Genomic DNA, 24,225 nt, shown 5'->3' with positions numbered 1-24,225 from the left:
CGTGCAGCGATCCGTCGGTTACGCTGTCGCCATGATTCGAATCCGGCTTCTGCCGGAGCGGAAGACTAACAGGTCACAAGGGCGGCGGATGTGACGATGGCAACGGCAAGCAGCGCACAGCGCGAACCTTCCATGGAAGAGATACTGGCTTCCATCAGGAGGATCATCGAGGACAGCGACAACGGTCGCAAGCAGCCGGGCGAGACCGAAGAGCTGCGGCAGGATCTTGAGCCGTCGCCGGGCGAGGCTCCCGCCGCCGATGTCGATGCTTTTCGCGCCGAGTTGCATGCTGCCCCCGAAACCAGGAAGCCGGTCGCGCTCGCGGAAGTCCAGGCGCCGTCGCCCGAGCCGGTGATTGCGCGCATGGAATCGCAGACGCGCGCCGATCCCGTGCCGCTCAAGCCGTCGATGACGCTTGCCGAGGTCAGCGCCAGGATCGCCGCGGAGCCGGCGCCCGTCACAGCGACCGAAGCGCCGGCCGCCCCGCAGGCCAGCGCGACAAGCGATGCCATCGTTGCCGATTGGCGGCGCGAGATCGCGGCGGTCGGAGAGCAGGCGAAAGCGATACCGGGCATCCGCAAGCCGGTCGCCCAGCCCGAAGCGCCGGCGAGCGAACCGGTGGTGGAGGCTGCGTTCGAACGGCCGTCTTCAAACGAGGCTCCGGCAGACGACGCCCAGGCGCGCGCGGGGGCAAATGAGGCGCCCGCGGCGCGCCCGGCAATCCTCTCCGAACACACGGGCCGGCAGGTCGCGGCGGCCTTCGGCGAGTTGTCCGATGCCTTTGCCAGCCGCAGCAAGAAGACATTCGACGAGATGGCCGAGGAGATGCTGCGGCCGATGCTGCAGGACTGGTTGGACAACAATCTGCCGACGCTGGTCGAGCGCCTGGTGCGCGAGGAGATCGAGCGCGTGGCGCGCGGCGCGCAGTAATCTCCTCCAACGATCACTCTCGAAACGCCGCCCGTGAGGCGGCGTTTTTGTCGATGAGGTCAGCCCGCGCTGGTCGCGAAGCAGATGAGGTTGCCGTCGAGGTCCTTGACGATGAACGTGCGAGCGCCCCAGGGTTCGGTCCGCAATGTCTGGTGAAACGGGGCCGTGGCCGCCTGACACTCCAGAAACAGGGCCTTGATGTTGTCGACGACGATCGTCGCCGCCAGTAGGTCATCGGTCGAATTGGCGGCGAGTGGAGGCTTGTCGACATGGCGCAGGTTGAGCCGTGCGCCATCGCGGATGATTTGGGCGTAGAAGGGCGGCTCGCCATAGGTGAAGCGCGTCTCGAAGCCGAGCTTTTGCCGATAGAAATTACAGGCCGCTACGATGTCGCTGACAAACAGCTGTGGCTCGGCAAAGGCGAGATGCGGTTTCGCGGCGTCTGTTGCTGCATGATCGGTCACGGTTTGAAGGCCTTCCTTCAGCGCCTGCCAGCTCTCGAAACCTGACTTTCTGGCGACGAGTTCCTGGGCATCGGCAAGCTTGAAGCCGTGATCGAGGATCTGGCTGTCGCTGAGATCGTGAAAACGCGGCAAGAGCCATCCAATCACAGCGGCGACGGGATAGTACCGCTCGCGGTGCCATTTGAGATAGAGCTTGGCCTGTTTCTTGTGGTGTTCGAGGGTCGGCATGGGCGCATTGCGGGGTTGAGGTGGCGTAGGCGGGCAATGCCCCTCCGGCCGGAAGCCGATGCGCCCTACTGCAGCGTCCGCACGGTATGGCTACGACGGCCGGCGGTCAAGCTGCGAGTGCCGAGCGCCACGACCCTCCGTTGAAATGTGGGCGGGAGCGACTATTTGCTTCTGGTGAACCGAGGCGGCCCTTGCGGTTGACTTGGCCAAGACCTTCCGATTTACACCGAACCAGCAAAATCCCGACAGCGCGGACCGTTTCCCCATGCTTGAAAAGACCTACGACGCAAAGACCGTCGAGCCGAAGATCGCCAAAGTGTGGGAAGAGGCGGACGCCTTCCGCGCCGGCGCCGGGGCGGAAGAGGGGGCCGAAGCCTTCACCATCGTCATTCCGCCGCCCAACGTCACCGGCTCGCTGCATATGGGCCATGCGCTCAACAACACGCTGCAGGACATTCTGGTGCGCTTCGAGCGCATGCGCGGCAAGAACGTGTTGTGGCAGCCGGGCATGGACCATGCCGGCATCGCCACGCAGATGGTGGTCGAGCGGCAGCTGATGGAGAAGCAGATTCACCGCCGCGACCTGACGCGCGAGCAGTTCATCGAGAAAGTGTGGGAGTGGAAGGCCGAATCCGGCGGCACCATCTTCAACCAGCTAAAGCGGCTCGGCGCCTCGGCCGACTGGTCGCGCGAGCGCTTCACCATGGATGAAGGCCTGTCCAAGGCCGTGCTCGAAGTCTTCGTCACCCTCTACAAGGAAGGGCTGATCTACAAGGACAAGCGCCTTGTGAACTGGGACCCGAGACTTTTAACCGCGATCTCCGACCTCGAGGTCGAGCAGCACGAGGTCAACGGCAATCTCTGGCACTTCCGCTATCCCTTGGAGGGCGAGACCTTCGATCCGGAAAATCCGAAAACCTTCATCACGGTCGCGACCACGCGCCCGGAAACGATGCTGGGCGATACGGCGGTGGCGGTGCATCCGGATGACGAGCGGTACCGGCATCTGGTCGGCAAGAACGTCGTGCTGCCGATCGTCGGCAGAAAAATCCCAGTGGTCGCGGACGAGTATTCAGACCCCGAAAAGGGCTCGGGCGCGGTCAAGATCACGCCGGCGCATGATTTCAACGACTTCGAGGTCGGCAAGCGCCACAAGCTGCCGGCGATCAACATCCTGACCATCGAAGCCGCCATCAAGTTGAAGGACAATGAAGACTTCCTCGCCGGTCTCGATGCGACGCCGGAGCGCCAGGCCGTCTGGGACGAGTTTGACGGGCTCGACCGTTTCGTCGCGCGCAAGAAGATCGTTGATCTGATGGAAGAAGGCGGCTTCCTGGAAAAGGTCGAGCCACATCGCCATGCCGTGCCGCATGGCGACCGCGGCGGCGTGCCGATCGAGCCGTTCCTGACCGAGCAGTGGTACGCCAACGCGGCGGAACTGGCCAAGCCGGCGATCGCCTCCGTGCGCGAAGGCCGTACCAACTTCGTGCCGAAGAATTGGGAAAAGACCTATTTCGACTGGATGGAGAACATCCAGCCCTGGTGCATCTCGCGCCAGCTGTGGTGGGGCCATCAGATTCCGGCCTGGTACGGGCCGGATGGGCGCGTCTTCGTCGAGAAGACCGAGGAAGAGGCGCTGAGCGCGGCGATCGAATATTACCTGGCGCTCGAAGGCCCGTGGAAGGCCTGGGTCGAGGACAAGCTGGAAAACTTCCAGCCGGGCGAGATCCTGAACCGCGACGAGGATGTGCTCGACACCTGGTTCTCCTCGGCGCTGTGGCCATTCTCGACTTTGGGCTGGCCGGACCAGACGCCGGAGCTGAAGACCTATTACCAGACCGACGTGCTGGTGACCGGCTTCGACATCATCTTCTTCTGGGTTGCCCGCATGATGATGATGGGCTTGCATTTCATGGACGAGGAGCCGTTCCACACCGTCTATGTTCACGCGTTGGTGCGCGACAAGAACGGTGCCAAGATGTCGAAGTCGAAAGGCAACGTCATCGATCCGCTCGACCTCATCGATGAATATGGCGCCGATGCGTTGCGCTTCACCTTGACCGTGATGGCGGCACAAGGGCGCGACGTGAAGCTCGACCCGGCGCGCATCGCCGGCTACCGCAATTTCGGCACCAAGCTGTGGAACGCGACGCGCTTCGCCGAGATGAACGAAGTCGCGCGCAACGACGATTTCTGGCTGAATGATGCCAAGCTTGCGGTCAACCGCTGGATCCTGACCGAGTTGACGCGGGCCGCGCGCGAGATCACCGACGGCATCACTTCATACCGCTTCAACGAAGCGGCAGGATCTGCCTACCGCTTCGTCTGGAACCTGTTCTGCGACTGGTATCTGGAACTCTTGAAGCCGGTGTTCATGGGCACGGACGAGGCGGCCAAGGCCGAGAGCCGCGCCTGCGTCGCCTTCGTGCTCGACGAAATCTACAAGCTCCTGCATCCGATGATGCCGTTCATGACGGAAGAGCTGTGGGCGCAGACGGCGGGCGAGGGCAAGGAGCGCGATTCGCTGTTGTGTCACGCCGCCTGGCCGTCGCCCGACTTCGAGGACGCGGATGCCGCCGCCGACATCAACTGGCTGGTCGACCTGGTCTCCGGCATCCGCTCGGTGCGTTCCGAGATGAACGTGCCGCCGGCGGCGATCGCGCCGTTGGTCGTGGTCGGCGCCAATGATGTGACGCGCGAGCGGCTGGTTCGCGAGGACTCGGCGATCAAGCGGCTGGCCCGCGTCGGCGACATCTCGTTGGCCGACACGGCTCCCAAGGGCGCGGCGCAGATCGTCCTCAACGAGGCGACAATCTGCCTGCCGCTCGGCAGCCTGATCGATCTCTCCGCCGAGGCTGCCCGGCTGCAGAAGGAACTGGCCAAGGTGACCGAGGAGATCGCGCGCCTGCACAAGAAGCTGTCGAATGAAAGATTCGTCGCCAGCGCCCCGGCCGAGATCGTCGACGCCGAGCGCGAAAAGCTCGCCGAATATCGCGACGCGCAGGACAAGCTCTCGGTGGCGTTGACCAGGGTTCGCGATGCCGGTTGAGGATAGATTCGCTGGACCTTAGTCATCTGTAAAATGACGATCCTTTTGCCTCGAAAGTAGGCATTCCGTTGCGTTAATTTTGACGTAAACGGAAGTTTTAGCCCCATTGTTGCCATAATGTAACAATGGGGCCGAAAGCCCCTGAAAATGGCTATTTTTGAGCCTTTTGAAACGAATCTTCCTCATTTTTCGGTCGGATAAGCACGCGCAGGACCGTTTTTCGGCCTTGCGATAACTAACTGCATTTTGTCGAAAATGCCTTTGGCGAGCATGTACATGTACGCCCCGCGAATTCGTTATTGCACCGTTAACCTGAATTGGCTCTAGCTTGACGCACTAGTTATTCGGGGAGGACATCCATGAACAATTTGCGTCTGAAAGCACTGCTGGGGGCAGGGTGCTTTTCGCTGACTTTGATGGGCTCGGCGCACGCTGGCGGTTTTTCGCGCGGCACCGCCGATACCGATATTCTTTTTGAAGACGGCAATTTCAATATGCGCACCAGCGTGACCTATGTCGCGCCGACCCGGAAATATTCGGTGAACCCGATGAATCCCTATCTGGTCGGGGAGAACTACGCGGACAGTTACGCCATTCCATCGGCCGCCGTTAAGTTCAAGCTGTCAGACAGTCTCTCCTGTGCCGGCACTCTCACGCAATCATATGGCGGTAACGCGACGTGGTCGCGTTCGAGCGGCACGCTCGGCAAGCTGAATGAAGACTTCACCATGTATGAATATGGTGCGACTTGCGGGTTGAAGTTCGATCTCAGCAAAGGCCGTATCTGGCTTATTGGTGGCGTCTACAACGAAGTCACCGACTACCGGCTCGTTGCCGGTGCTCCTTTGGGGACAAGCATACCCGTCCTTGGCGTCAGCCTGCATGACAGCAATATCGGTTGGCGTGCCGGCATTGCTTATGAAATTCCGGAAATCGCGCTCCGCACCCAATTGATGTACCGCTCTGGCGTCGACATCAATGCCTCCGGTACGGCAAGCTTTCTGGGAGGGGCTCTTCCCGGCGGAGCAACGGGGGAAGCCAACTTTCCCCAATCAGTCGAATTCAAGGCGCAAACTGGTATCGCTCCGGGCTGGCTCGCCTACGGTAGCGTGAAGTGGACGGATTGGTCTGTTACGGAAACGCTGATGCTGAACGTGCCGGCGTTGGCGTTGAACAGCGGCAATCTGTATTTCTGGCGTGACGGTTGGACGGTCACCGGCGGCATCGGTCATAAGTTCAACGATCAGATCTCAGGGACTGTTTTTGCATCCTATGACCGCGGCGTTAGCACTGGTTGGGACCTGACTGGCGACAGCTATACGATCGGCACGGGTGTTTCGATGAAGGACAAGTTGGGTGGCGAATTGCGCCTGGGTGTAGCGGCAGTCTATCTGGCCTCCGTTTCCGAGACCCAATACAACAACAGTTATGTTCCTGGCAGCCCCGACCCGCGAAATGGCTTCAACCGTTCCGTGGACGGTGATTGGGGCTATGCACTCTCGGCTGGTTACAGCATCAAGTGGTAACGCCTTTGATCTGTTGAGCAAAAGGCCGGGCATTGCCCGGCCTTTTCTTTTCGGCCTCCGACTCCCATGGATGCGCCGTCGCTCCAAAAGCAGTTGCTTAACTAAGGTGATCTTGACGTAAACGGAAGCTTTTTTGGCACGATGTTGCCATAATGCTACAGCGCCCAAATTGGCCTTCAGGACACCTTTTTGCGCGGTTTTGGCTGAGTTTCTCCGGATTTTTATGGGGATGCACTCGAAAATCGGCAATTTTACTTGGTTCATGCCGCCCGACACCGCGACGCAGAACGCAATCGCTGAATACGTACGTGTACGCCTCTTGAAATCGTTGTTGTGTTAGCCGTGCAAGTGGTTTTGCTTGAGGTCGTGCTCGAATTCGGGGGAGGCGATTCATGTACAATCTGCATCTGAAAGCACTGCTGGGGGCGGGGTGCTTTTCGCTTGCTTTGATCGGCACGACGATAATCGGGGCGCATGCCGGCGGCATTGAACGAGGCGGCTACGACATCGATCTGCTGTTCGATCCGGCGCCGTTTACCGTGAACACTGACGCGACCTATGTTTCACCACACCGCAAACTAAAGAACGCGGTCGACACGTCGGGAAACCCGGCCCCGCTTAGCGGCAATAGCTCGACGCGCAACACGGACGACTATTGGGTGCCTTACTTTGGCGTAAAGGCGTCACTCGGCCACGGCGTGGACTGCCTGCTTGATTACTCGCAGCCATGGGGGGCGAGTTCGAGCCCGGGTATTTGGAACGGCTCGTATTCCAACATCGAAACCAACATCAAGAGCAACAATTACGCTGGCACCTGCTCTTACAAGATGGATGTCGGCAAGGGCCAGCTTCGCTTCATCGGCGGCGCGTTCTATCAAGAAGTCTACGGCTTCAAGACAAGCTATATTGGCGGTGTTCCTGACCTGTCAGGCGTCTTCCCTGTCCCCGCCAATTTCGTCGGTCGTGTCGATCTGAAGGCAGACGGCTGGGGATGGCGAGCCGGTATCGCCTACGAAATTCCCGACATCGCTTTGCGTGCCAGTCTCGTTTACAATTCGCAGGTCAAACTCGACAACATTTCGGGCACGCTCGATACCACATCCTTGGCTCCGATCGCGGCTTTCCTGCCTCCTGGTTCTTCGGCTGTGACAGACATTTACGGTTCGGCGAAGATGCCGGATTCCGTGGAATTAAAGCTTCAATCAGGCATCGCTCCTGGTTGGCTCGCTTTCGGTTCGATCAAGTGGGTCAATTGGAGCGTGCTGCAAAGTATTCCGATCTGCTCAACGGCAAGCAAAGGTATCGCACCCTGTACGTCAGTTTCCCCCAGCCCTGTCAGGCTAACCTCGCTCGACTTGATGTACCGTGATGGCTGGACGGTCACCGGCGGCATTGGTCATCAGTTCAATGAGCAATGGAGCGGCGCCGTGCAGATTTCATGGGACCGGGGTACGTCGCATGGTTACGGTGATCAGAGCGATACCTGGACGTTGGGCGGCGGGGTGGCCTACACGCCGCGACCGAACATCGAACTTCGCCTGGCTGGCGCGATAGGTGTGCTGACCAGCGGCCATTCCGGGGTGCTCACGGATGAGAACGGTTATCCGGCCGGCACCGACGTCAGCTATGACTTCGGCAACGATCTGGTCACGGCGATTTCCGGGGGTCTCAAGATCAAGTTCTAAGATATTGAAAATCCTTTTAAAAGGCCGGGCATTGCCCGGCCTTTTTCGTCTGGGCCGGCATCGTCGGTGATTCCGGTATCCAAGCTGCGTTGCATATAAGCCGCACCGGGACCGCCTCGTGCGATTGTGACGTTTTGGCAACACTTTCTGAACAACCCCTGCGCTAGAAGTCAGGCCGGGGAGATTGCCTATTTCCCGCCATAAACCCGGCGCACCTCGAACTTGTCTCGGGACACGCGCCAAAAGGCTCGGCGATGGGGCAGGCCGCACCGCCCGCGGCAAGGATGAGAATGGACGCCAAGGTCATTTCAAAGGCTAAGCTCCCTAGCCGCTATGTGACTGTCGGTCCGGCGCGTGCGCCGCACCGGTCCTATCTCTATGCCATGGGGCTTTCCGCCGCCGAGATCGCGCAGCCGCTGGTCGGCGTTGCCTCCTGCTGGAACGAAGCCGCCCCCTGCAACATCTCGTTGATGCGCCAGGCGCAAGTGGTCAAGAAGGGCGTCGCCGCTGCCAATGGAACGCCGCGCGAATTCTGCACCATCACCGTCACCGACGGCATTGCCATGGGCCACCAGGGCATGAAGTCGTCGCTGGTGTCGCGCGAGGTCATCGCCGATTCGGTCGAACTCACCATGCGCGGCCATTGCTACGATGCGCTGGTCGGCCTCGCCGGCTGCGACAAGTCGCTGCCCGGCATGATGATGGCCATGGTGCGGCTCAACGTGCCGTCGATCTTCATCTATGGCGGTTCGATCCTGCCCGGCAGCTATCGCGGCCGCCAGATCACCGTGCAGGATGTGTTCGAGGCGGTCGGCCAGCATTCGGTCGGCACGATCGGCGATGCCGAACTGCTCGAGATCGAGCAGGCCGCCTGTCCGTCGGCCGGTTCCTGCGGCGCCCAGTTCACCGCCAACACCATGGCGACCGTCGCCGAGGCGATCGGCCTGGCGCTGCCATATTCCTGCGGCGCGCCGGCGCCTTACGAAATGCGCGACCGCTTCAATTTCGCCTCCGGCGAAAAGATCATGGAGCTGATTGCCAAAAACATCCGGCCGCGCGACATCGTCACGCTGAAGGCGCTGGAGAACGCGGCGACCGTGGTTTCCGCCACCGGCGGCTCGACCAATGCTGCCCTGCATCTGCCGGCGATCGCACATGAGGCAGGCATCAAATTCGATCTCTTCGATGTCGCGAAGATTTTCGAGAAGACGCCCTACATCGCCGACCTCAAGCCTGGCGGCAAATATGTCGCCAAGGACATGTTCGAGGCCGGCGGCATTCCGCTGTTGATGAAGACGTTGCTCGACCACGGCTATCTGCACGGAGATTGCCTGACGGTCACTGGCCGCACTTTGGCCGAAAACATGGAGCACGTTGCCTGGAATGAACACCAGGATGTGGTCCGCCCGGCCAACAGACCAATTACCCAAACCGGCGGCGTCGTGGGCTTGAAGGGAAACCTTGCCCCCGAAGGCGCGATCGTGAAGGTCGCGGGCATGGCGGAGTTGAAATTCTCCGGCCCGGCGCGCTGCTTCGATTCGGAAGAGGAATGTTTCGAGGCGGTGACGCATCGCAACTACAGGGAAGGCGAGGTTCTGGTCATTCGCTACGAAGGGCCGCGCGGCGGTCCCGGCATGCGCGAGATGCTGTCGACGACGGCAGCGCTCTACGGCCAGGGCATGGGCGGCAAGGTGGCGCTGATCACCGACGGCCGCTTCTCGGGCGCGACGCGCGGCTTCTGCATCGGCCATGTCGGACCGGAAGCGGCGGTGGGCGGCCCGATCGGCCTGATCCGGGATGGTGACGTGATTTCGATCGACGCCGTGAACGGCACGATCGAAGTGGCGCTGTCTGATAGCGAACTGGCGGCGCGGGCCAAGACATGGAAGGCGCGCACGACCGACTACCAGTCGGGCGCGATATGGAAATACGCACAGACGGTCGGGTCGGCCAGGGATGGCGCGGTCACCCATCCGGGCGGTGCGAAAGAAACACACTGCTATGCGGATATCTGAGTTGTTGAGGTCATCTGTCCTTCCGGCACTGGTCGCTGCGGCGATCTTTGGCGCCGTGGGCCAGGCTGTGGCCTTTGACGACAAGGTTTTCGACGACAAGACCGGCGTGAAGCCGCAGTCCAGCCCCTGGGCGGTGTTCCAGTTCGGCTTCTCCGCCTACAAGAACGGCCACAAGGAACAGGCCGCCGAAGCCTATAAATACGCCGCCGAAAACGGCCAGATCGGCGCCACCTGGAAACTTGCCCGCATGTATGCAGAGGGCGACGGCGTGGCGCGCGACGACTATGAGGCGTTCAAGTTCTTCTCCGAGATCGTCGACCAGGATGTCGAGCCCGGTTCGCCGGAAGAGAGCTACGTCTCCGACGCGCTGGTGGCGCTCGGCGATTATCTGCGCAAGGGCATTCCGGGCAGCCCGGTCACCGAGAACGAGGTGGCGGCACAGGAATATTACATGCGCGCCGCCGCCAACTACCGCAACCCGAACGCCCAGTTCGAGATGGGGCAGATGTTCCTGAAGGGCGAGGGCGGCGTGAAGGCCAGCGTCAAGCAGGCCGGGCGCTGGTTCCAGCTCGCCGCCGAAAAGGGCCATGCCGGCGCGCAGGCGACGCTTGGCCATCTCTTGTTCCAGAGCGGCAAGATCGTTCGCGGCCTGGCGATGATGACCGCCGCACTCGAGCGCGCGTCCCCTACCGATCAGCCCTGGATTCGTGGCATGCAGGAAGAGGCTTTTGCTGCCGCCGGCGAGGCCGACCGGCGCACGGCGATTTCGCTGGCCGATGACATCCTGACCAAGGGCACCACCAACGCAGACCAATAAGGTCGTCTGCCGTTCTCCTCCAACAGGGGGAGATCAGTCAGTCAGAAAATCAATTCTCGGTTGGCTCCGTCGGCACCATGCTGGGCGCGGGCGTCGAGATCGGCGTTACGTGCAGGTGCGGCGCCATCGTGTTTCCGGGGCAGCTGTCGCCGATCTTCGTCCAGGATGTGTTGTTGAGCACCATCTCGCAGCGCGCCAGATGGCTCTGGTCGGCAACCGTCAGGCAGGCGACCTGGCCGACCGGATAGGACTTTCCATTGGCAAGACATTCCGGGGCGGCGAAAGCAGGCACCATGGCGGCCGTGGCAAATGCCAAGCCGATCGGACAAGCAACAAATCGAATGGTCATGGGAACCCCAGCCGCCATGATGATTGTCCATCATGCGCCCGATTTGTGGCGATACAACGTCCAGACAAATCGACGGCAGAAGGACCCCGGTCAGGCCGGCTGCAGGGCGAGATCAATCGCCACCGGCACGTGATCGGACGGTTTTTCCCAGGCGCGCACATGCTTTTCGATCGAGGCCGACGAGAAGCGGTTGGCGGCTTCCGGCGACAGCAGCAGATGGTCGATGCGGATGCCGTTGTTCTTCTGCCAGGCGCCGGCCYGATAGTCCCAGAAGGTGTAGGTGTCGGGTGCATCGGTGACCGCGCGCACCGCTTCGGTGAAACCGAGATTGAGCAGCCGGCGGAAGGCCTGCCGCGTCTGCGGCTGGAACAGCGCGTCGCCCAGCCAGTTTTCCGGAAAGCGTGCGTCGATCGGCTCGGGAATGACGTTGTAGTCGCCGGCCAGCACAAGCGCCTCTTCCAGCCTCAGCCGCTCTTCGGCCCAGCGCTCCAGCCGCTCCATCCAGTTCAGCTTGTAGGGGAATTTTTTGTCGTCATCGATCGGATTGCCGTTCGGCAGATAGAGCGAGGCGACGCGCAACGCGCCCTTGTCGGTCGAGAACACACCTTCGATGAAGCGCGCCTGTTCGTCGGCCTCGTCGCCCGGCAGGCCTCTGGTGACCTCGTCAAAGCGCAGTTTCGATAGCAGCGCCACGCCGTTGAAACCTTTCTGGCCATGGGTTTCGACATTGTAGCCCAGCGCCTCGATCTCGGCGCGCGGGAACTGCTCGTCGACCGTCTTGATCTCCTGCAGGCAGACGATGTCGGGCGCGCTCTCGGTCAGCCAATGAGTGAGATTGCCGATGCGGGCGCGAACGCCGTTGATGTTCCAGGTGACGATTTTCATGGCGGCCTTATTCTTCCTGCGGCGGGTGGCGTTCGACCAGGCCGATCGTATTGCCTGCCGGGTCCTTTAGGAAGGCCATCCACTCGCTTTCCCCCGGCGGTCCGAAGGTGCCTTCGGTATCGCGATGCACGAGCGCCGGTGGCGCGGTGAAGGGGACGCCCGCGGCTTTCGCCTCGGCGTGGAAGGCTTCGAGGCCCCTAATGTCGAGATAGACTATGCCGGCCGGAACGCCGTCGGTGAACAGCAGCCTCACATTGCCGGCCATGATGAAAGCAATGCCCGGCGGATCGTAGCGGGCATGAACGCCCATGCCGAGCACGTCACGCCAGAAGGCCAGCGTCGAATCAAGATCGCGTCCGGCCGACAGCGCGACCTGACGGACCGCGCCGATGGCAGGCATGCCGTTAGACGGAGAAGCTCGTGCCGCAGCCGCAGGAGGCGACGGCGTTCGGATTGCGGATCTGGAAGGACTGGCCCATCAGATCGTCGACGAAATCGATCACCGAGCCGCCCATATAGACCAGCGACAAATCGTCGATCAGCACGGTCGCGCCGTCCTTCTCGATGGCGACGTCGTCGTCGTTGCGCGTGTCGACCAGATCGAATTTGTAGGAAAATCCGGAGCAGCCGCCGCCTTCGACGGAAACGCGCAGCGCCGTCTTGCCGGCCTCGCCAGAGACAATCTTGGCGATCCGCCTGGCGGCGGCCTCGGTCATGTCGACTTTCATCGCGGTCTTGGCATCAGCGCCCATGGGCGTCACCTTGCTTTCGGTTTCACATGATAGGTATGAAGCGCGAGGGGCCAAGTCAACTGCGGCAGCATCAGCCATGACCAATGAGTTGGGCGACATCGGGTTCGGTTATAGGCCGCGCGCGGCCTATGCCACAGATCCGGCGAAGTCGCGCGGACGGCTGTTCGACGAGGTCGAGAGCCCGACCCGCACGCCGTTCCAGCGCGACCGCGACCGCATCATCCACTCCACGGCGTTCCGGCGGCTCAAGCACAAGACGCAAGTCTTCATCGCCCATGAAGGCGACCATTACCGCACAAGGCTGACCCATTCGATCGAAGTGGCGCAGATCGCGCGTGCGCTGGCGCGGGCACTGCGCGGCGACGAGGATCTCGCCGAGGCGGTGGCGCTGGTGCATGATTTCGGCCACACGCCCTTCGGTCATACGGGCGAGGACGCGCTGAACGACAAGATGGCGGCCTGGGGCGGTTTTGATCACAACGCCCAGTCGCTGCGCATCGTGACGAGGCTGGAGGCGCGCTACGCCGAATTCGACGGGCTGAACCTGACCTGGGAGACGCTGGAGGGCCTGGTCAAGCACAATGGCCCGCTGATGAACAGCACTGGCAAAAGCCTGAAAGGGCCGGTGCCGCAAGCGATCCGCGATTATTCGCAGTTGCAGGATCTCGAACTCGACCGGTTCGCCGGCATCGAGGCGCAGTGCGCGGCGATCGCTGACGACATCGCCTACAACACGCATGACATCGATGACGGGCTGCGGGCAGGGCTGCTGACGCTGGACATGCTGAAAACCGTCTCGCTGCCCGGGAAAATCCTCGAGGGCGTGCGCCAACGCTATCCCAGGCTCGATGACGTGCGCACCGGTCACGAACTGATGCGGCGGCAGATCACCGCCATGGTCGAGGATGTCATCGTTGCCGCGACGGCAAATCTGGAACGCGTCGGGCCGCGCAGCGCCGACGCGGTGAGGGCGGCGGGCGAGACGATGGTGAGCTTTTCCGCTGGGATGGCCGCGGCCGAGAAGGAACTGAAGGCGTTTCTCTACAAGCACCTCTACCGGCACGAGGAGGTGATGCGGGTGCGCGCCGGTGCCGAGCAGATCGTCAGGGATCTGTTCGACGTATATTTCGCCGACCCGCGCGCCATGCCGGACGGCTGGCGCGAGGGGCTGGACCGGGCCGAGGATCGCATCAAGGCGCGCAGCGTCGCCGATTTCCTGGCAGGGATGACCGACACCTATGCGCTCAAGGAACACAGGCGTTTGTTTGACCGCACCCCGGATTTGAGCTAGGGCGAGCGCGATTTTGCCGGCCAGCGAGCCGGATTCGCCTAAAACCGCCAGAGCAGTACCCATGAACATCTTCGCCGATTTCACCGCGCGAGTCACAAAGGCTGTCGAAGCGCTGGATCTGAAAGACAAGGACGGCGTTTCGCCCGACCTGTCGCGCATTGCCGTCGAACCGCCGCGCGACGCCAGCCATGGCGATCTCGCGACCAATGCGGCGATGGTGCTGGCCAAGCCCACCGGCCAGAACCCGCGCGCTCTGGCTGAAAGGCTGGCGTTGGCGTTGCGCGATGACAAGGATGTCGCCGCCGTCGAGGTTGCCGGCCCCGGCTTTGTCAATCTGCGGCTCAAGGACGGCTTCTGGCAGGCGCATCTGTCGGCGCTTCTGGGAGAGGGGCGCAATTACGGCCGCTCGACGATCGGCGCCGGCCGGAAAACCAATGTCGAATATGTCTCGGCCAACCCGACTGGGCCGATGCATGTCGGCCATTGCCGGGGCGCGGTTGTCGGCGATGCGCTGGCCAATCTGATGGCGTTCGCCGGTTACGACGTGACCAAGGAATATGTCATCAACGATGCCGGCGGACAGATCGACGTGCTCGGCCGGTCGGTCATCCTGCGGTACCGTGAGGCGCTCGGCGACGACATCGGCGAGATTCCGCCCGGCCTTTATCCCGGCGATTATCTGGTTCCTCTCGGCCAGGCGCTGGCGAGAGAGTTCGGCCGCGGCCTGCTCCAGATGCCGGAGGATGAGGCGCTCGCCATCGTCAAGGACCGCGCGATCGACGCGATGATGGCGATGATCCGCGATGACCTGGCGCTGCTCAACGTGCATCACGACGTGTTCTTCTCCGAACGCACGCTGCACGCTGACAATGCCAGGAAGATCCGTTCGGCGATCAACGACCTGACGCTGAAGGGACATATCTACAAGGGCAAGCTGCCGCCGCCCAAAGGCGAGAAGCCGGACGATTGGGAAGATCGCGAGCAGACGCTGTTCCGCTCGACGGCGGTCGGCGACGACATGGACCGGGCGCTGGTCAAGTCGGACGGGTCGTTCACCTATTTCGCCGCCGACGTGGCGTATCTGAAGGACAAGGTCGATCGCGGCTTCGTCGACCTGATCTACGTGCTTGGCGCCGACCATGGCGGCTACGTCAAGCGGCTGGAGGCCTTGGCGCGGGCGATTACCGGCGACAAGGTGAAGCTCACGGTCCTGCTTTGCAATCTGGTCAAGCTGTTTCGCGACGGCGAGCCGGTGCGAATGGGAAAAAGGGCTGGGAATTTCGTCACGGCGCGGGAAGTCATTGAAGAGGTGGGCCGTGACGCGGTGCGGTTCATGATGCTGTTCCGCAAGAATGACGCGCCGCTCGATTTCGATTTCGCCAAGGTCACCGAACAGTCCAAGGACAATCCGGTGTTTTACGTGCAGTACGCTTCGGCGCGCTGCCATTCGGTGTTCCGGCAGGCGAGCGAGCAACTGGGCGAGGCGAATTTCGATCGCAAAAGCCTGGCTGCCGCGGCGGCTTCGCTGACCGACGAGGGCGAGATCGGCCTGATCCGCAAGCTCGCCGAATATCCACGCCTGATCGAATCCGCGGCTCTTGCGCTGGAGCCGCATAGGCTGGCATTTTACCTTTATGATCTGGCTTCCAGTTTCCACGGACACTGGAACCGGGGTACGGATAATCCGGACTTACGTTTTGTTAAGGTTAACGACCGACAATTGACGCATGCCAGACTAGGGCTGGTGCAGGCTGTTTCGGACGTTCTGACGTCCGGCCTGACGTTGATCGGAGCCGCTGCGCCCACCGAAATGCGTTAGGTTTGACTAAAAAACCTGTCACCTTTTGCCCACATTGCGCTGGTAAGGGCCAACCCTGCGCGACGTCCATGGCGTCCGAATGAGTGCGAGTTCGGGAACAATAATGGCAGACAGAACCCAGCTGAGAGTAGCCGACAACAACGACATCGCTGACGATGATCCGTTCGCGGAACTGACCAGGATCATGGGATTCGACCCACGCCAGCCAGTCAAGCAGCAGGCGCGGGTCGAGCCGCAGGCCGCTGCCGCCAGTCAGCCCGTGCAAGAGGACGATTTCGACATCGACCTCGAAAAGGAATTGATGGGCGAGTTCGACGCTGGCGACAGCGTCGCCGCTCCGGTTGTCGAGGCTCATGAGCCGGCATTCGAAACGGCCCCCACACACGCGGCCGACGACGAACTTGCGCTGTCGCTCGACGACGATTTCCATCTGGACCTCACGGGTGCCGACGAGCATGGGCCCGTCGCCAGCCATGCCCACCCCGGCGATGCCGAAGCCGCGCCGTCCGTCGAGCCTGCCTTCGACGCCGATTTCGACAATGCCGTTGCCAGTTCGCTCGAAGACGTTTCGCCCTTCGAGGACGACCTGCCGATGGAAGACGAGCTTGCCGCGTCGCTTGACCAGGATTTCCACGTCGAGGACCATGCCGCTGAGATCGAGGACGAAGCCGTCGAGCCCCAGCATGCGGTTGCGGAAATGCCGGTGGCTGTCGAGCCGGCCGGCGCGCACGAATTCGACGACGCGGTGGCGATTTCGCTCGAAGACGAGCTGATGCTTGACGACCATTCGGCGGATCAGCCCCATGCGGCTGCGGCCGCGGTCGACTATCCGGAGCCGGTGCTGGCCGTCGCGAATGAAGCTCCGGCGATTGCCGACGAGGATTTCGAGGGGCATTTCGACGACGCCATGGCGGATGTCGACACGGATTTTGACGTCCAGGCGGACGAGCCCGTGGCCTTTGACGCGGCGGAAGCGCACGAAGTGCCCTCTTATGCCTTGGATGCGAGGGACGAGTTCTCGGGCTCCGAAGCCGTTTCGGAAGATGATTTCGATCGGAACATGGACAACGCGTTCGCCGAGCCTGCCGAAGAGCCGGTCGCCGAGGTTGCCGCTGCCGCGGTCCAGCCGGTAGCTCCGGCAGCCATCATGGCTGAGCCGGCACCGGCCCCCGCGGCGGACGAACGTAGCCTCGAAGACGAGTTGAACGCGCTTCTGGGCGCCATGACGGCGCGCACGCTGCCGTCGGTCAAGGAGCCCGAGCCCGTCGCCGCTCAACCCGTTGCGGCTCAGCCGGCCGCTGCTCCCGTTCGGTCGTATGTTCCCGCGCCGGCAAAGGCCGCCGAGGAGCCTGCCGATCTCGACTGGGATCTCGACGAACATGCGACCGAGGATACGCATGCCTCCAGCGCGGCTCACGCCGCCGATGCCGATCTCGACGATCCGCTGGTCGATGAGCTTCAGGGTCACGAGCTGGGCGCGGACGCTGCCGATCATGGCGACATCGATTTCGACGATGATGCGTTCGACGCGGCCCTGGCCGAGAATCTCGATCCGCGCGACGAGGCAGCTTGGCGGCAGGATCAGGCCGATTCCGTCGATTGGCTGGCCGATCGCTCCGCGCCGACCGAGCCGACCCGTTCGTGGAGCCGTGTGACACCGGTTCCCCAGCAGCCTGCATTCGCCGCGCAGCCGGCCGCTTCCATGACGGCAAGGACGACCGCGCCTGAAATGGCCCCGGCGGCGGCTGTGGTGCCGCCCTATCGCGCGCCCGAGCCGGTTGCGGCCGCGCCCTATGCGGCGCCCGTATCGGCGCCGCAGCCGCGACCGTCCTCGCACTACGAAGAAGAGATGCCCGATGTCGAAACGGTGGATGTGCCGGAGCGCGTCGTGGCGCTGGCGGACGATCTCGACATCCCGGAACTGCATTTCGAGGAAGATGAACCGGCCGCATCAGGCTATGACGATCTCGACGCAGAGTTCGCCAGCCTGCTGACGGAAATGAATTCGGTGGAGGTCGCGCCAGCTCCAGCCGCGCCCGCAAGCAGCGCTGCCGATGCCGATGAATCCTTTGATGGCGGATTCAAATCGGCCTATCAGGCGCCGGCATATGAAGAACCCAAACCGGGTTATGACGGGGTCAAACCGGGTTATGGCGGGGTCAAACCGGCCCTTCAGCCGGAAGCGCGGACCTATGCGGCGCGGCCGGCGGAAATGCCCGCCCGTGCTGCAGCGAACACAGGCTATGCAGACGCCGCCGACGGCTTCGACCTCGACAGTCTGCCCGGCAGCCAGCCGGTCTCGCAGGCGGACGATTTCACCGTCGATGAGCTCGACTATGATCCTGAACTGGACGAGGCAATGTCCGTTCCGGGTCTCGGCGAGCGGGAAGCGGCCAGGTCGTCTGGCCGCCGTGGCCTGTTCATCGCGGCAATCGTCGGTGCCGTGGCGGTCGCAGGCGGTCTTGGCGCCTTTGCGCTGTCTTTCGGCGGCAAGGGCGGCAGCGACGCGCCTGTCATCGTCAAGGCCGACAATTCGCCGATCAAGGTCAAGCCGGAAAATCCGGGCGGCACCGTGGTGCCGAACCAGGACAACAAGGTCTACGACGCGGTGGTCAAGGGCGCGAAGCCGGCCGAGCCGGTGCAGCAGAAGCTTGTCACCAACACGGAGGTCCCCGTGGATGTGCAGGCCAAGGATCCGAACCGTGCCGTCGATCTTTCTGCCGGGCAGGGTGCTGTCGTCGGCGGAGCCGATGACGGCAATGCGGCGCCAACCGCCAATGCCGCGCCGGCCGCCAATGCTGCGCCGACCGCCAGTGCTGCGCCGGCTGGCAATCTTGCTCCGGCCGACAATGCGGCGCCCGCGCCCAAGTCAGAGGATCGCATCGCGCAGGTGCTGCAGGATACCGACAAGGGCAACAACACCGATGTCGTCGCCGTCGCACCGCGCAAGGTGAGGACGATGGTGGTCAAATCGGACGGCTCGCTGGTGCCGCGCGAGGATCCGGCGCCGGCCGCGCCGCAGGTGGCGGCCGCTGAGCCGAGCGATCCGGCGCCGCAGCATGTCGCGCCGTCCGCCGATGCCGACCAGACCGGCACCGTGGCGCCCGCCGCGGCCCAGTCGGGCGACGAGCCGGCCCTCAAGCCGGTGGCCAAACCGGCCAAGGCGCAGTCGGCCAATACTCCGGCCAAGGTTGCGATCGCGCCGCAGCGTCCGTCCGACCAGCCCGTCGACGTCGTCGGCGAGGTGAAGCCCGATCAGGTCGCATCCATCGACCCGGCAACGACGGCGACCGGTAGCGGTTCGTGGTCGATGCAGGTTGCTTCGCAGCCGACGGTGGAAAGCGCCCAGTCGACCTACCAGGACCTGCAGCGCCGCTATGGCAGCGTGCTTGCCGGCCGCACCGCCAACATCGTCAAGGCCGAGATAGCCGGCAAGGGCACGTTCTACCGCGTCCGCGTCGTGGCCCAGTCACGCAACGATGCCATCAATTTGTGCACCAGCTACAAGGCCGCCGGCGGCAACTGCTTCGTCTCGCGCTAGGAGCGTTCAACCCATCAAAGCCGGCGCGGCCCAAGGTCGCGCCGGCTTTTTCATGCGCCCAGCGCTTTTTCATGTGGAAGCATTTCCGGCGTTGGACCGCATGTATTTCCAGACGATTCCCTTTGGCCGCGTGAAGCCCTAGACTCCTGATATGACCGAATCAAAATCCATGATCCTCGGCTGTGCCGGGAAATCGCTCACCCGCGAAGAAATCAATTTCTATCGCAATGAATGCCCATGGGCCTTCATCCTGTTTGCCCGCAACATCGGCGAGACCGAACAGATCCGCGATCTCGTCGCCGAGATGCGCGATTGTATCGGGCGCCCGGACGCGCTGGTTTTCATCGACCAGGAAGGCGGCAGGGTACAACGCCTGCGGCCGCCGCTGGCGCCGAACTATCCGGCGGGCGGCGCGCTCGGCGCGCTGTGGCGCGACGATCATGACGCCGGTGCCCGCGCTGCCTGGCTGATGGCGCGCCTGCATGCCTTCGACCTGCTGCGCTACGGCATCACCGCGGATTGCCTGCCGGTGCTCGACGTGCCGATCGAAGGCGCCAGCGACGTCATCGGCGCGCGCGCCTATGGCAAGGAGCCGCGCGCGGTCATCGAACTCGGCCGTGCCGCCGCCGAAGGCCTGATGTCGGGCGGCGTGCTGCCCGTGATGAAACACATTCCGGGGCATGGACGGGCCTTTGCCGACACGCATTTCGAGCTGCCTGTTGTCGACGCCTCGCTCAGCGATTTGCAGCGGCATGACTTTGCCCCGTTCCGGGAGCTCAACGACCTGCCGATGGCGATGACGGCGCATGTGGTCTACAGCGCCATCGATCCCAAGAACCCGGCGACGACATCCGGCAAGGTCATCGACGAGATCATCCGCCGCGACATTGGCTTTGACGGGCTCCTGATGAGCGACGACACCTCGATGAAGGCACTTTCTGGGGATTTCCCGACAAAGGCGGCGTCGATCCTTGCGGCGGGCTGCGATCTGGTCCTTCACTGTAACGGCGTTTTCGAGGAGATGGCAGGCATTGCGTCGCGCACCACGGGGCTTGAAGGCAAGTCGCTGGAGCGTGCAAAGCGGGCGCTGACCTATATAAGGAAACGCGACGCGGCCGAGGAAACCGAGATACGGGCCGAATTCGCCACCTATTTCGATGCGGTGGCCTAACCAAGGGAAGTGACAAAGGCAGTGGCGGAAACATTGGAAAGCAAGGCCGCGAAGGCCGCACCGATGGACCGCCTGTGGGCCGAGAATGACGATTCACGCGTCACCGGCGACCCGTCGTTGGTCGTCGACGTGGCCGGCTTCGAAGGCCCGCTCGATCTTCTGCTGCATCTTGCCCGCACCCAGAAGGTCGACCTGGCGCGCATCTCGATCCTGGCACTGGTCGAGCAGTATCTAGCCTTTGTCGAGACGGCGAGGGCGCTGCGGCTCGAACTTGCGGCGGACTATCTGGTGATGGCGGCATGGCTCGCCTTCCTCAAGTCGAAGTTGTTGATCCCCAAGCAGCCGGACGAAGAGGGCGAGAGCGGCGAGGAACTGGCGGCCGTGCTGCAGTTCCGATTGAAGCGGCTGGAAGCCATGCGTGACGCGGCGGCGCGCCTGGTCAATCGCAACCGGCTCGGCCGCGACGTGTTCGCGCGCGGCATGCCCGAAATGGTCATCATCGAGAAGCGCAACGCCTATTCGGCGTCGCTCTACGATCTGCTGACCGCCTATGCCCAGCAGCGGCAGAAGCAGGCGATCACCAATGTGACGATCGCTAGGCGGGGCGTTTGGTCGCTCAAGGACGCGCGCGACATCCTGACCCGGCTGATCGGCTCGCTGCGGGACTGGACGGCGCTGGACAGCTTCCTCATCCAATACATGACCAGCCCGGAAGAGCGGCGCACGGCGATCGCCAGCTCGTTCGCGGCGACACTGGAACTGGTGCGCGAGCGCAAGATGGATCTGCGACAGGACGAGGTGTTCGCGCCGATCTATCTGCGCGATCACCGCGCACCGGCAATCAAGGCAGTCGAGGTGGCATTATGAGCGAACGCGCCAACGCTTCGGTTATCCCCTTCAAGGTGGACGATGAACTGGAAGGCGAGATCGACCAGACTTCGGCCGAGAACCCGGTGCAGAACCCGGCCGAGCGCCTGCATATTGCGGAGGCCATGCGTATGGCGGAGGCAATCGTGTTCGCCAGTGCCGAACCCGTCAGCGAAAAGCAGCTTGCCGCGCGCTTGCCCGACGGCATCAACGTCGCCCTTGCCATGGCCGAGCTGCAGCAGGTCTACGCCCGGCGCGGCGTCAATCTGGTGCGGGTCGGCGACGCGTGGGCATTCCGCACCGCCGGCGATCTCGCCTTCCTGATGAGCCGCGACACGGTGCAGCAGCGCAAGCTGTCGCGTGCGGCGCTCGAAGTGCTGGCGATCATCGCCTATCACCAGCCGGTGACGCGCGCCGAGATCGAGGATATCCGCGGCGTAGAGACGTCGAAGGGCACGCTGGACACGCTGCTCGAGACGGAATGGGTGCGCATGCGCGGCCGCCGCAAGACGCCTGGCCGTCCCGTCACCTATGGCACCACCGAAACCTTCCTCGACCATTTCGCGCTCGAGGAAATCCGCGATCTTCCCGGCATGGAAGAACTGAAGGGGGCGGGCCTGCTCTCGGGCCGCATGCCGTCGAATTTCTCCATCCCGCAGCCGCCGGCCGACCCCGATGTGCTGACCGAGGACGAGGATCCGCTGACCGATATCGATCTCGAGGAACTCGGCCTGCTGACGCCGCGCGTCACGGAAGATTGACCTGTCGGCCTCTGTCCAAGCGCGCCGATAGGTCGTAGATGCGCCGATTGGTAGCGGGCCAGCGAGTCGAAAAAGCGTGACATCCGTCACCCTTTCATAAACTCTGTCGCTGTTGTGTTTGAATCCCAACGCGAAAACGCATAGATCATCGCCAGGGAAAACATTCGAGAGAGATTTGCTATGGGTTCATTTTCGATTTGGCACTGGATGATCGTGCTGGTGATCGTGCTGCTGGTGTTCGGCCGCGGCAAGATTCCCGAGCTGATGGGCGACATGGCCAAAGGCATCAAGAGCTTCAAGAAGGGCATGGCGGACGACGACGTTGCCGACGACAAGCGCACCGTCGAACACCGTGCCGACGAGACCGTTTCGGCCGCGAAGGAAAAAGCCAGCAAGAGCTGAGCCAAAAAGTTCTAGTCGGAACAGAGTGCCATGTTTGAAGTCGGCTGGACCGAAATGCTGGTGATCGCGATCGTCATGATCGTGGTCGTCGGGCCGAAGGATTTGCCCAATATGCTGCGCACCTTTGGCCGCACGACGGCGAAGCTGCGCTCTATGGCCGCCGACTTCCAGAAACAGTTCAACGAAGCGCTGAAGGAAGCCGAGCTCGACGACGTCAAGAAGTCGGTCGACGAGCTCAGGGGCCTCAGCCCCGTGGCCGAGATCCGCAAGCAACTCAATCCGTTCGAGCAGGCCGCGGCCGATGTGCGCGCCGGCGTCGACGCCGCGATGAAGCCGAAGCCCGCCGCCGATCCGGCAACGCCCGCCGCTTCGACACCGCAGGCGGCCGAGCCGCTGAAGAACGGCGCAACGGAAATGCCTGGCGTCAGCGCCGCGGGAGCCGCGCCGCCAACGCCGATTTTCCCGGCCATGACCGATGAATCGGTGGTTGCGGCATCCACGGAACCTGCCGCTGCGCCGAAGGCATCCGCGGCCAAGAAAGCCGCCAAGTCCGCACCGCCGGCAAAGGCGCAGCCCAAGGCCTCGACATCCGCGAAGTCGGCGACAGCAAAAGCCGCACCTGTGGTGATGGCAAAAGCTACACCGGCGCCCAAGGCGTCGACAAAGGCCGTGACAGCAGCAAAGCCTGCCGCTGCCAAGGCGACTGCGGCAAAGACCGCGGCGAAAGCCGAACCGAAACCTGCGCCAGCGAAGAAGCCGGCGGCCAAGAAGACGGCGGGAGCCGCCAAGTGAGCGTTTCGGACAAGGAAAAGGACGAGATCGAAAAATCGTCGGCGCCGCTGATCGAGCATCTCATCGAGTTGCGCCGCCGGCTGATCTGGTCGCTCGGCGGCTTCTTCGTCGCCTTCCTGGTGTGCTTCTTCTTCGCCAAGAAGCTGTTCAACCTTCTGGTCGTTCCGTTCAAATGGGCGACGAAGTGGGCGGGGCTCGACCCGCACAAGGTCGAGTTGATCTACACCGCGCCGCAGGAATTCTTCTTCACGCAGGTCAAGCTCGCCATGTTCGGCGGCATGGTCATCGCCTTTCCGCTGATCGCCACGCAGATCTACAAATTCATCGCGCCCGGCCTCTACAAGAACGAGCGCAACGCCTTCCTGCCGTTCCTGATCGCGTCGCCCATCCTGTTCCTGATGGGCGCCTCGCTGGTCTATTTCTTCTTCACGCCGATGGTGATGTGGTTCTTCCTTGCCATGCAGCAGGCCGGCACCGACGAGCAGGTGCAGATTTCGCTGCTGCCGAAAGTGTCGGAATATCTCAGCCTGATCATGACGCTGATCTTCTCCTTCGGCCTGGTGTTCCAGCTACCGGTGGTGACCAGTCTGATGACGCGTGTCGGCATGCTGTCGTCCAAGGCGCTGGCCGAGAAGCGCAAGTGGGCGATCGTCATCGCTTTCGTCGTCGCGGCCGTGCTGACCCCTCCGGATCCGATGAGCCAGATCGGTTTGGCCATCCCGACCATCCTGCTCTACGAGGTCGCTATCTGGTCGGCCCGGCTGATCGAGCGCAGCCAGGAGCGCGAGCGCCTGGCGCGCGAGAAGCAGGAAGCCGGGGAGACCGTGGCCGACAAGGCACCGGACGAGCCTCCGGCGCCGGCTGCTTCGTAAGCCGTCAGC

Annotated in this window: 20 protein-coding genes; 15 read left to right on the top strand and 5 right to left on the bottom strand. The window is 62.8% G+C overall.

What is annotated here, in order from left to right:
- Positions 1 to 96: 96 nt before the first annotated feature.
- Positions 97 to 930, top strand: coding sequence for a PopZ family protein (locus AB4Z43_RS00795; RefSeq protein WP_064984130.1), 834 nt, complete (start codon positions 97 to 99; stop codon positions 928 to 930).
- A 59-nt stretch (positions 931 to 989) separates the two neighbouring features.
- On the opposite strand, the gene AB4Z43_RS00790 is transcribed toward AB4Z43_RS00795, so the two are convergent.
- Positions 990 to 1,622, bottom strand: coding sequence for a bleomycin resistance protein (locus AB4Z43_RS00790; RefSeq protein WP_019858581.1), 633 nt, complete (start codon positions 1,620 to 1,622; stop codon positions 990 to 992).
- A 265-nt stretch (positions 1,623 to 1,887) separates the two neighbouring features.
- Between AB4Z43_RS00790 and AB4Z43_RS00785 the strand changes: the two genes are divergently transcribed.
- From AB4Z43_RS00785 to AB4Z43_RS00765, 5 genes are all read left to right on the top strand, one after another.
- A complete protein-coding gene (locus tag AB4Z43_RS00785) occupies positions 1,888 to 4,671 on the top strand; it encodes a valine--tRNA ligase (protein ID WP_019858580.1) in 2,784 nt (927 codons plus the stop codon).
- A gap of 359 nt (positions 4,672 to 5,030) precedes the next feature.
- Entirely contained in the window at positions 5,031 to 6,197 is a 1,167-nt protein-coding gene (locus AB4Z43_RS00780; RefSeq protein ID WP_019858578.1) for an outer membrane protein transport protein, read from the top strand.
- Positions 6,198 to 6,589: 392 nt separating this feature from the next.
- On the top strand, positions 6,590 to 7,882 hold the full coding sequence (locus AB4Z43_RS00775) for an outer membrane protein transport protein (RefSeq protein WP_441935350.1): 1,293 nt from the start codon (positions 6,590 to 6,592) through the stop codon (positions 7,880 to 7,882).
- Positions 7,883 to 8,172: 290 nt separating this feature from the next.
- A complete protein-coding gene (ilvD, locus tag AB4Z43_RS00770) occupies positions 8,173 to 9,897 on the top strand; it encodes a dihydroxy-acid dehydratase (RefSeq protein ID WP_038647257.1) in 1,725 nt (574 codons plus the stop codon).
- Positions 9,884 to 10,714, top strand: a complete 831-nt coding sequence (locus AB4Z43_RS00765; RefSeq protein WP_441935349.1) for a tetratricopeptide repeat protein — start codon at positions 9,884 to 9,886, stop codon at positions 10,712 to 10,714. The genes ilvD and AB4Z43_RS00765 overlap by 14 nt, the downstream gene beginning before the upstream one ends.
- Before the next feature lie 49 nt (positions 10,715 to 10,763).
- Here AB4Z43_RS00765 and AB4Z43_RS00760 read toward each other — a convergent pair whose 3' ends face one another.
- The 4 genes from AB4Z43_RS00760 to erpA form a co-directional block, all read right to left on the bottom strand.
- Positions 10,764 to 11,081: a hypothetical protein gene (locus AB4Z43_RS00760; RefSeq protein ID WP_038647255.1), complete on the bottom strand. Its 318-nt coding sequence runs from the start codon at positions 11,079 to 11,081 to the stop codon at positions 10,764 to 10,766.
- 72 nt (positions 11,082 to 11,153) lie between these two features.
- On the bottom strand, positions 11,154 to 11,948 hold the full coding sequence (gene xth / locus AB4Z43_RS00755) for an exodeoxyribonuclease III (protein ID WP_441935348.1): 795 nt from the start codon (positions 11,946 to 11,948) through the stop codon (positions 11,154 to 11,156).
- Positions 11,949 to 11,955: 7 nt separating this feature from the next.
- Positions 11,956 to 12,348 (bottom strand): VOC family protein, encoded by a 393-nt coding sequence (locus tag AB4Z43_RS00750; RefSeq protein ID WP_441935347.1) that lies wholly within the window; start codon positions 12,346 to 12,348, stop codon positions 11,956 to 11,958.
- Positions 12,349 to 12,352: 4 nt separating this feature from the next.
- Positions 12,353 to 12,700, bottom strand: coding sequence for an iron-sulfur cluster insertion protein ErpA (gene erpA / locus AB4Z43_RS00745; protein WP_019858570.1), 348 nt, complete (start codon positions 12,698 to 12,700; stop codon positions 12,353 to 12,355).
- Positions 12,701 to 12,776: 76 nt separating this feature from the next.
- On the opposite strand from erpA, the gene AB4Z43_RS00740 reads away from it, so the two are divergent.
- From AB4Z43_RS00740 to tatC, 9 genes are all read left to right on the top strand, one after another.
- Positions 12,777 to 13,991 (top strand): deoxyguanosinetriphosphate triphosphohydrolase, encoded by a 1,215-nt coding sequence (locus tag AB4Z43_RS00740; RefSeq protein WP_441935346.1) that lies wholly within the window; start codon positions 12,777 to 12,779, stop codon positions 13,989 to 13,991.
- Positions 13,992 to 14,052: 61 nt separating this feature from the next.
- Positions 14,053 to 15,810: an arginine--tRNA ligase gene (gene argS, locus AB4Z43_RS00735; RefSeq protein WP_441935345.1), complete on the top strand. Its 1,758-nt coding sequence runs from the start codon at positions 14,053 to 14,055 to the stop codon at positions 15,808 to 15,810.
- Between the two features lie 103 nt (positions 15,811 to 15,913).
- Positions 15,914 to 19,351 carry an SPOR domain-containing protein gene (locus AB4Z43_RS00730; protein WP_441935344.1) on the top strand — a complete coding sequence of 1,146 codons (3,438 nt, stop codon included), beginning with the start codon at positions 15,914 to 15,916 and terminating at the stop codon, positions 19,349 to 19,351.
- A gap of 151 nt (positions 19,352 to 19,502) precedes the next feature.
- Entirely contained in the window at positions 19,503 to 20,522 is a 1,020-nt protein-coding gene (gene nagZ, locus AB4Z43_RS00725; RefSeq protein WP_019858565.1) for a beta-N-acetylhexosaminidase, read from the top strand.
- Between the two features lie 63 nt (positions 20,523 to 20,585).
- Complete coding sequence (locus AB4Z43_RS00720) at positions 20,586 to 21,389, top strand: segregation and condensation protein A (protein ID WP_064984339.1); 804 nt, start codon at positions 20,586 to 20,588, stop codon at positions 21,387 to 21,389.
- Positions 21,386 to 22,150, top strand: a complete 765-nt coding sequence (scpB, locus tag AB4Z43_RS00715) for an SMC-Scp complex subunit ScpB (RefSeq protein ID WP_019858563.1) — start codon at positions 21,386 to 21,388, stop codon at positions 22,148 to 22,150. Before AB4Z43_RS00720 ends, scpB begins: the two co-directional genes overlap by 4 nt.
- A gap of 180 nt (positions 22,151 to 22,330) precedes the next feature.
- Positions 22,331 to 22,552 (top strand): twin-arginine translocase TatA/TatE family subunit, encoded by a 222-nt coding sequence (locus AB4Z43_RS00710; protein WP_015317533.1) that lies wholly within the window; start codon positions 22,331 to 22,333, stop codon positions 22,550 to 22,552.
- 30 nt (positions 22,553 to 22,582) lie between these two features.
- A complete protein-coding gene (gene tatB / locus AB4Z43_RS00705; protein WP_441935343.1) occupies positions 22,583 to 23,344 on the top strand; it encodes a Sec-independent protein translocase protein TatB in 762 nt (253 codons plus the stop codon).
- Entirely contained in the window at positions 23,341 to 24,216 is an 876-nt protein-coding gene (gene tatC, locus AB4Z43_RS00700) for a twin-arginine translocase subunit TatC (RefSeq protein ID WP_019858559.1), read from the top strand. The genes tatB and tatC overlap by 4 nt, the downstream gene beginning before the upstream one ends.
- The last annotated feature ends 9 nt before the right edge of the window (positions 24,217 to 24,225 follow it).

The sequence above is a fragment of the Mesorhizobium sp. 2RAF45 genome, from assembly GCF_052115225.1.
Lineage (GTDB): Bacteria > Pseudomonadota > Alphaproteobacteria > Rhizobiales > Rhizobiaceae > Mesorhizobium > Mesorhizobium jarvisii.
Note: the sequence above shows the minus strand (reverse complement) of the source record. Positions and strands in the feature narration are given on the sequence as shown.

Bases quoted from the DNA above. Each gene is read 5' to 3' on its own strand.
- AB4Z43_RS00760 (WP_038647255.1), bottom strand. From the start codon at position 11,081: ATGGCGGCTGGGGTTCCCATGACCATTCGATTTGTTGCTTGTCCGATC.
- erpA (WP_019858570.1), bottom strand. From the start codon at position 12,700: ATGGGCGCTGATGCCAAGACCGCGATGAAAGTCGACATGACCGAGGCC.
- AB4Z43_RS00710 (WP_015317533.1), top strand. From the start codon at position 22,331: ATGGGTTCATTTTCGATTTGGCACTGGATGATCGTGCTGGTGATCGTG.
- AB4Z43_RS00720 (WP_064984339.1), top strand. From the start codon at position 20,586: ATGGACCGCCTGTGGGCCGAGAATGACGATTCACGCGTCACCGGCGAC.
- tatB (WP_441935343.1), top strand. From the start codon at position 22,583: ATGTTTGAAGTCGGCTGGACCGAAATGCTGGTGATCGCGATCGTCATG.
- ilvD (WP_038647257.1), top strand. From the start codon at position 8,173: ATGGACGCCAAGGTCATTTCAAAGGCTAAGCTCCCTAGCCGCTATGTG.
- AB4Z43_RS00740 (WP_441935346.1), top strand. From the start codon at position 12,777: ATGACCAATGAGTTGGGCGACATCGGGTTCGGTTATAGGCCGCGCGCG.
- argS (WP_441935345.1), top strand. From the start codon at position 14,053: ATGAACATCTTCGCCGATTTCACCGCGCGAGTCACAAAGGCTGTCGAA.
- AB4Z43_RS00750 (WP_441935347.1), bottom strand. From the start codon at position 12,348: ATGCCTGCCATCGGCGCGGTCCGTCAGGTCGCGCTGTCGGCCGGACGC.
- AB4Z43_RS00765 (WP_441935349.1), top strand. From the start codon at position 9,884: ATGCGGATATCTGAGTTGTTGAGGTCATCTGTCCTTCCGGCACTGGTC.
- AB4Z43_RS00775 (WP_441935350.1), top strand. From the start codon at position 6,590: ATGTACAATCTGCATCTGAAAGCACTGCTGGGGGCGGGGTGCTTTTCG.
- AB4Z43_RS00795 (WP_064984130.1), top strand. From the start codon at position 97: ATGGCAACGGCAAGCAGCGCACAGCGCGAACCTTCCATGGAAGAGATA.
- AB4Z43_RS00790 (WP_019858581.1), bottom strand. From the start codon at position 1,622: ATGCCGACCCTCGAACACCACAAGAAACAGGCCAAGCTCTATCTCAAA.
- scpB (WP_019858563.1), top strand. From the start codon at position 21,386: ATGAGCGAACGCGCCAACGCTTCGGTTATCCCCTTCAAGGTGGACGAT.
- nagZ (WP_019858565.1), top strand. From the start codon at position 19,503: ATGACCGAATCAAAATCCATGATCCTCGGCTGTGCCGGGAAATCGCTC.
- AB4Z43_RS00730 (WP_441935344.1), top strand. From the start codon at position 15,914: ATGGCAGACAGAACCCAGCTGAGAGTAGCCGACAACAACGACATCGCT.
- AB4Z43_RS00785 (WP_019858580.1), top strand. From the start codon at position 1,888: ATGCTTGAAAAGACCTACGACGCAAAGACCGTCGAGCCGAAGATCGCC.
- AB4Z43_RS00780 (WP_019858578.1), top strand. From the start codon at position 5,031: ATGAACAATTTGCGTCTGAAAGCACTGCTGGGGGCAGGGTGCTTTTCG.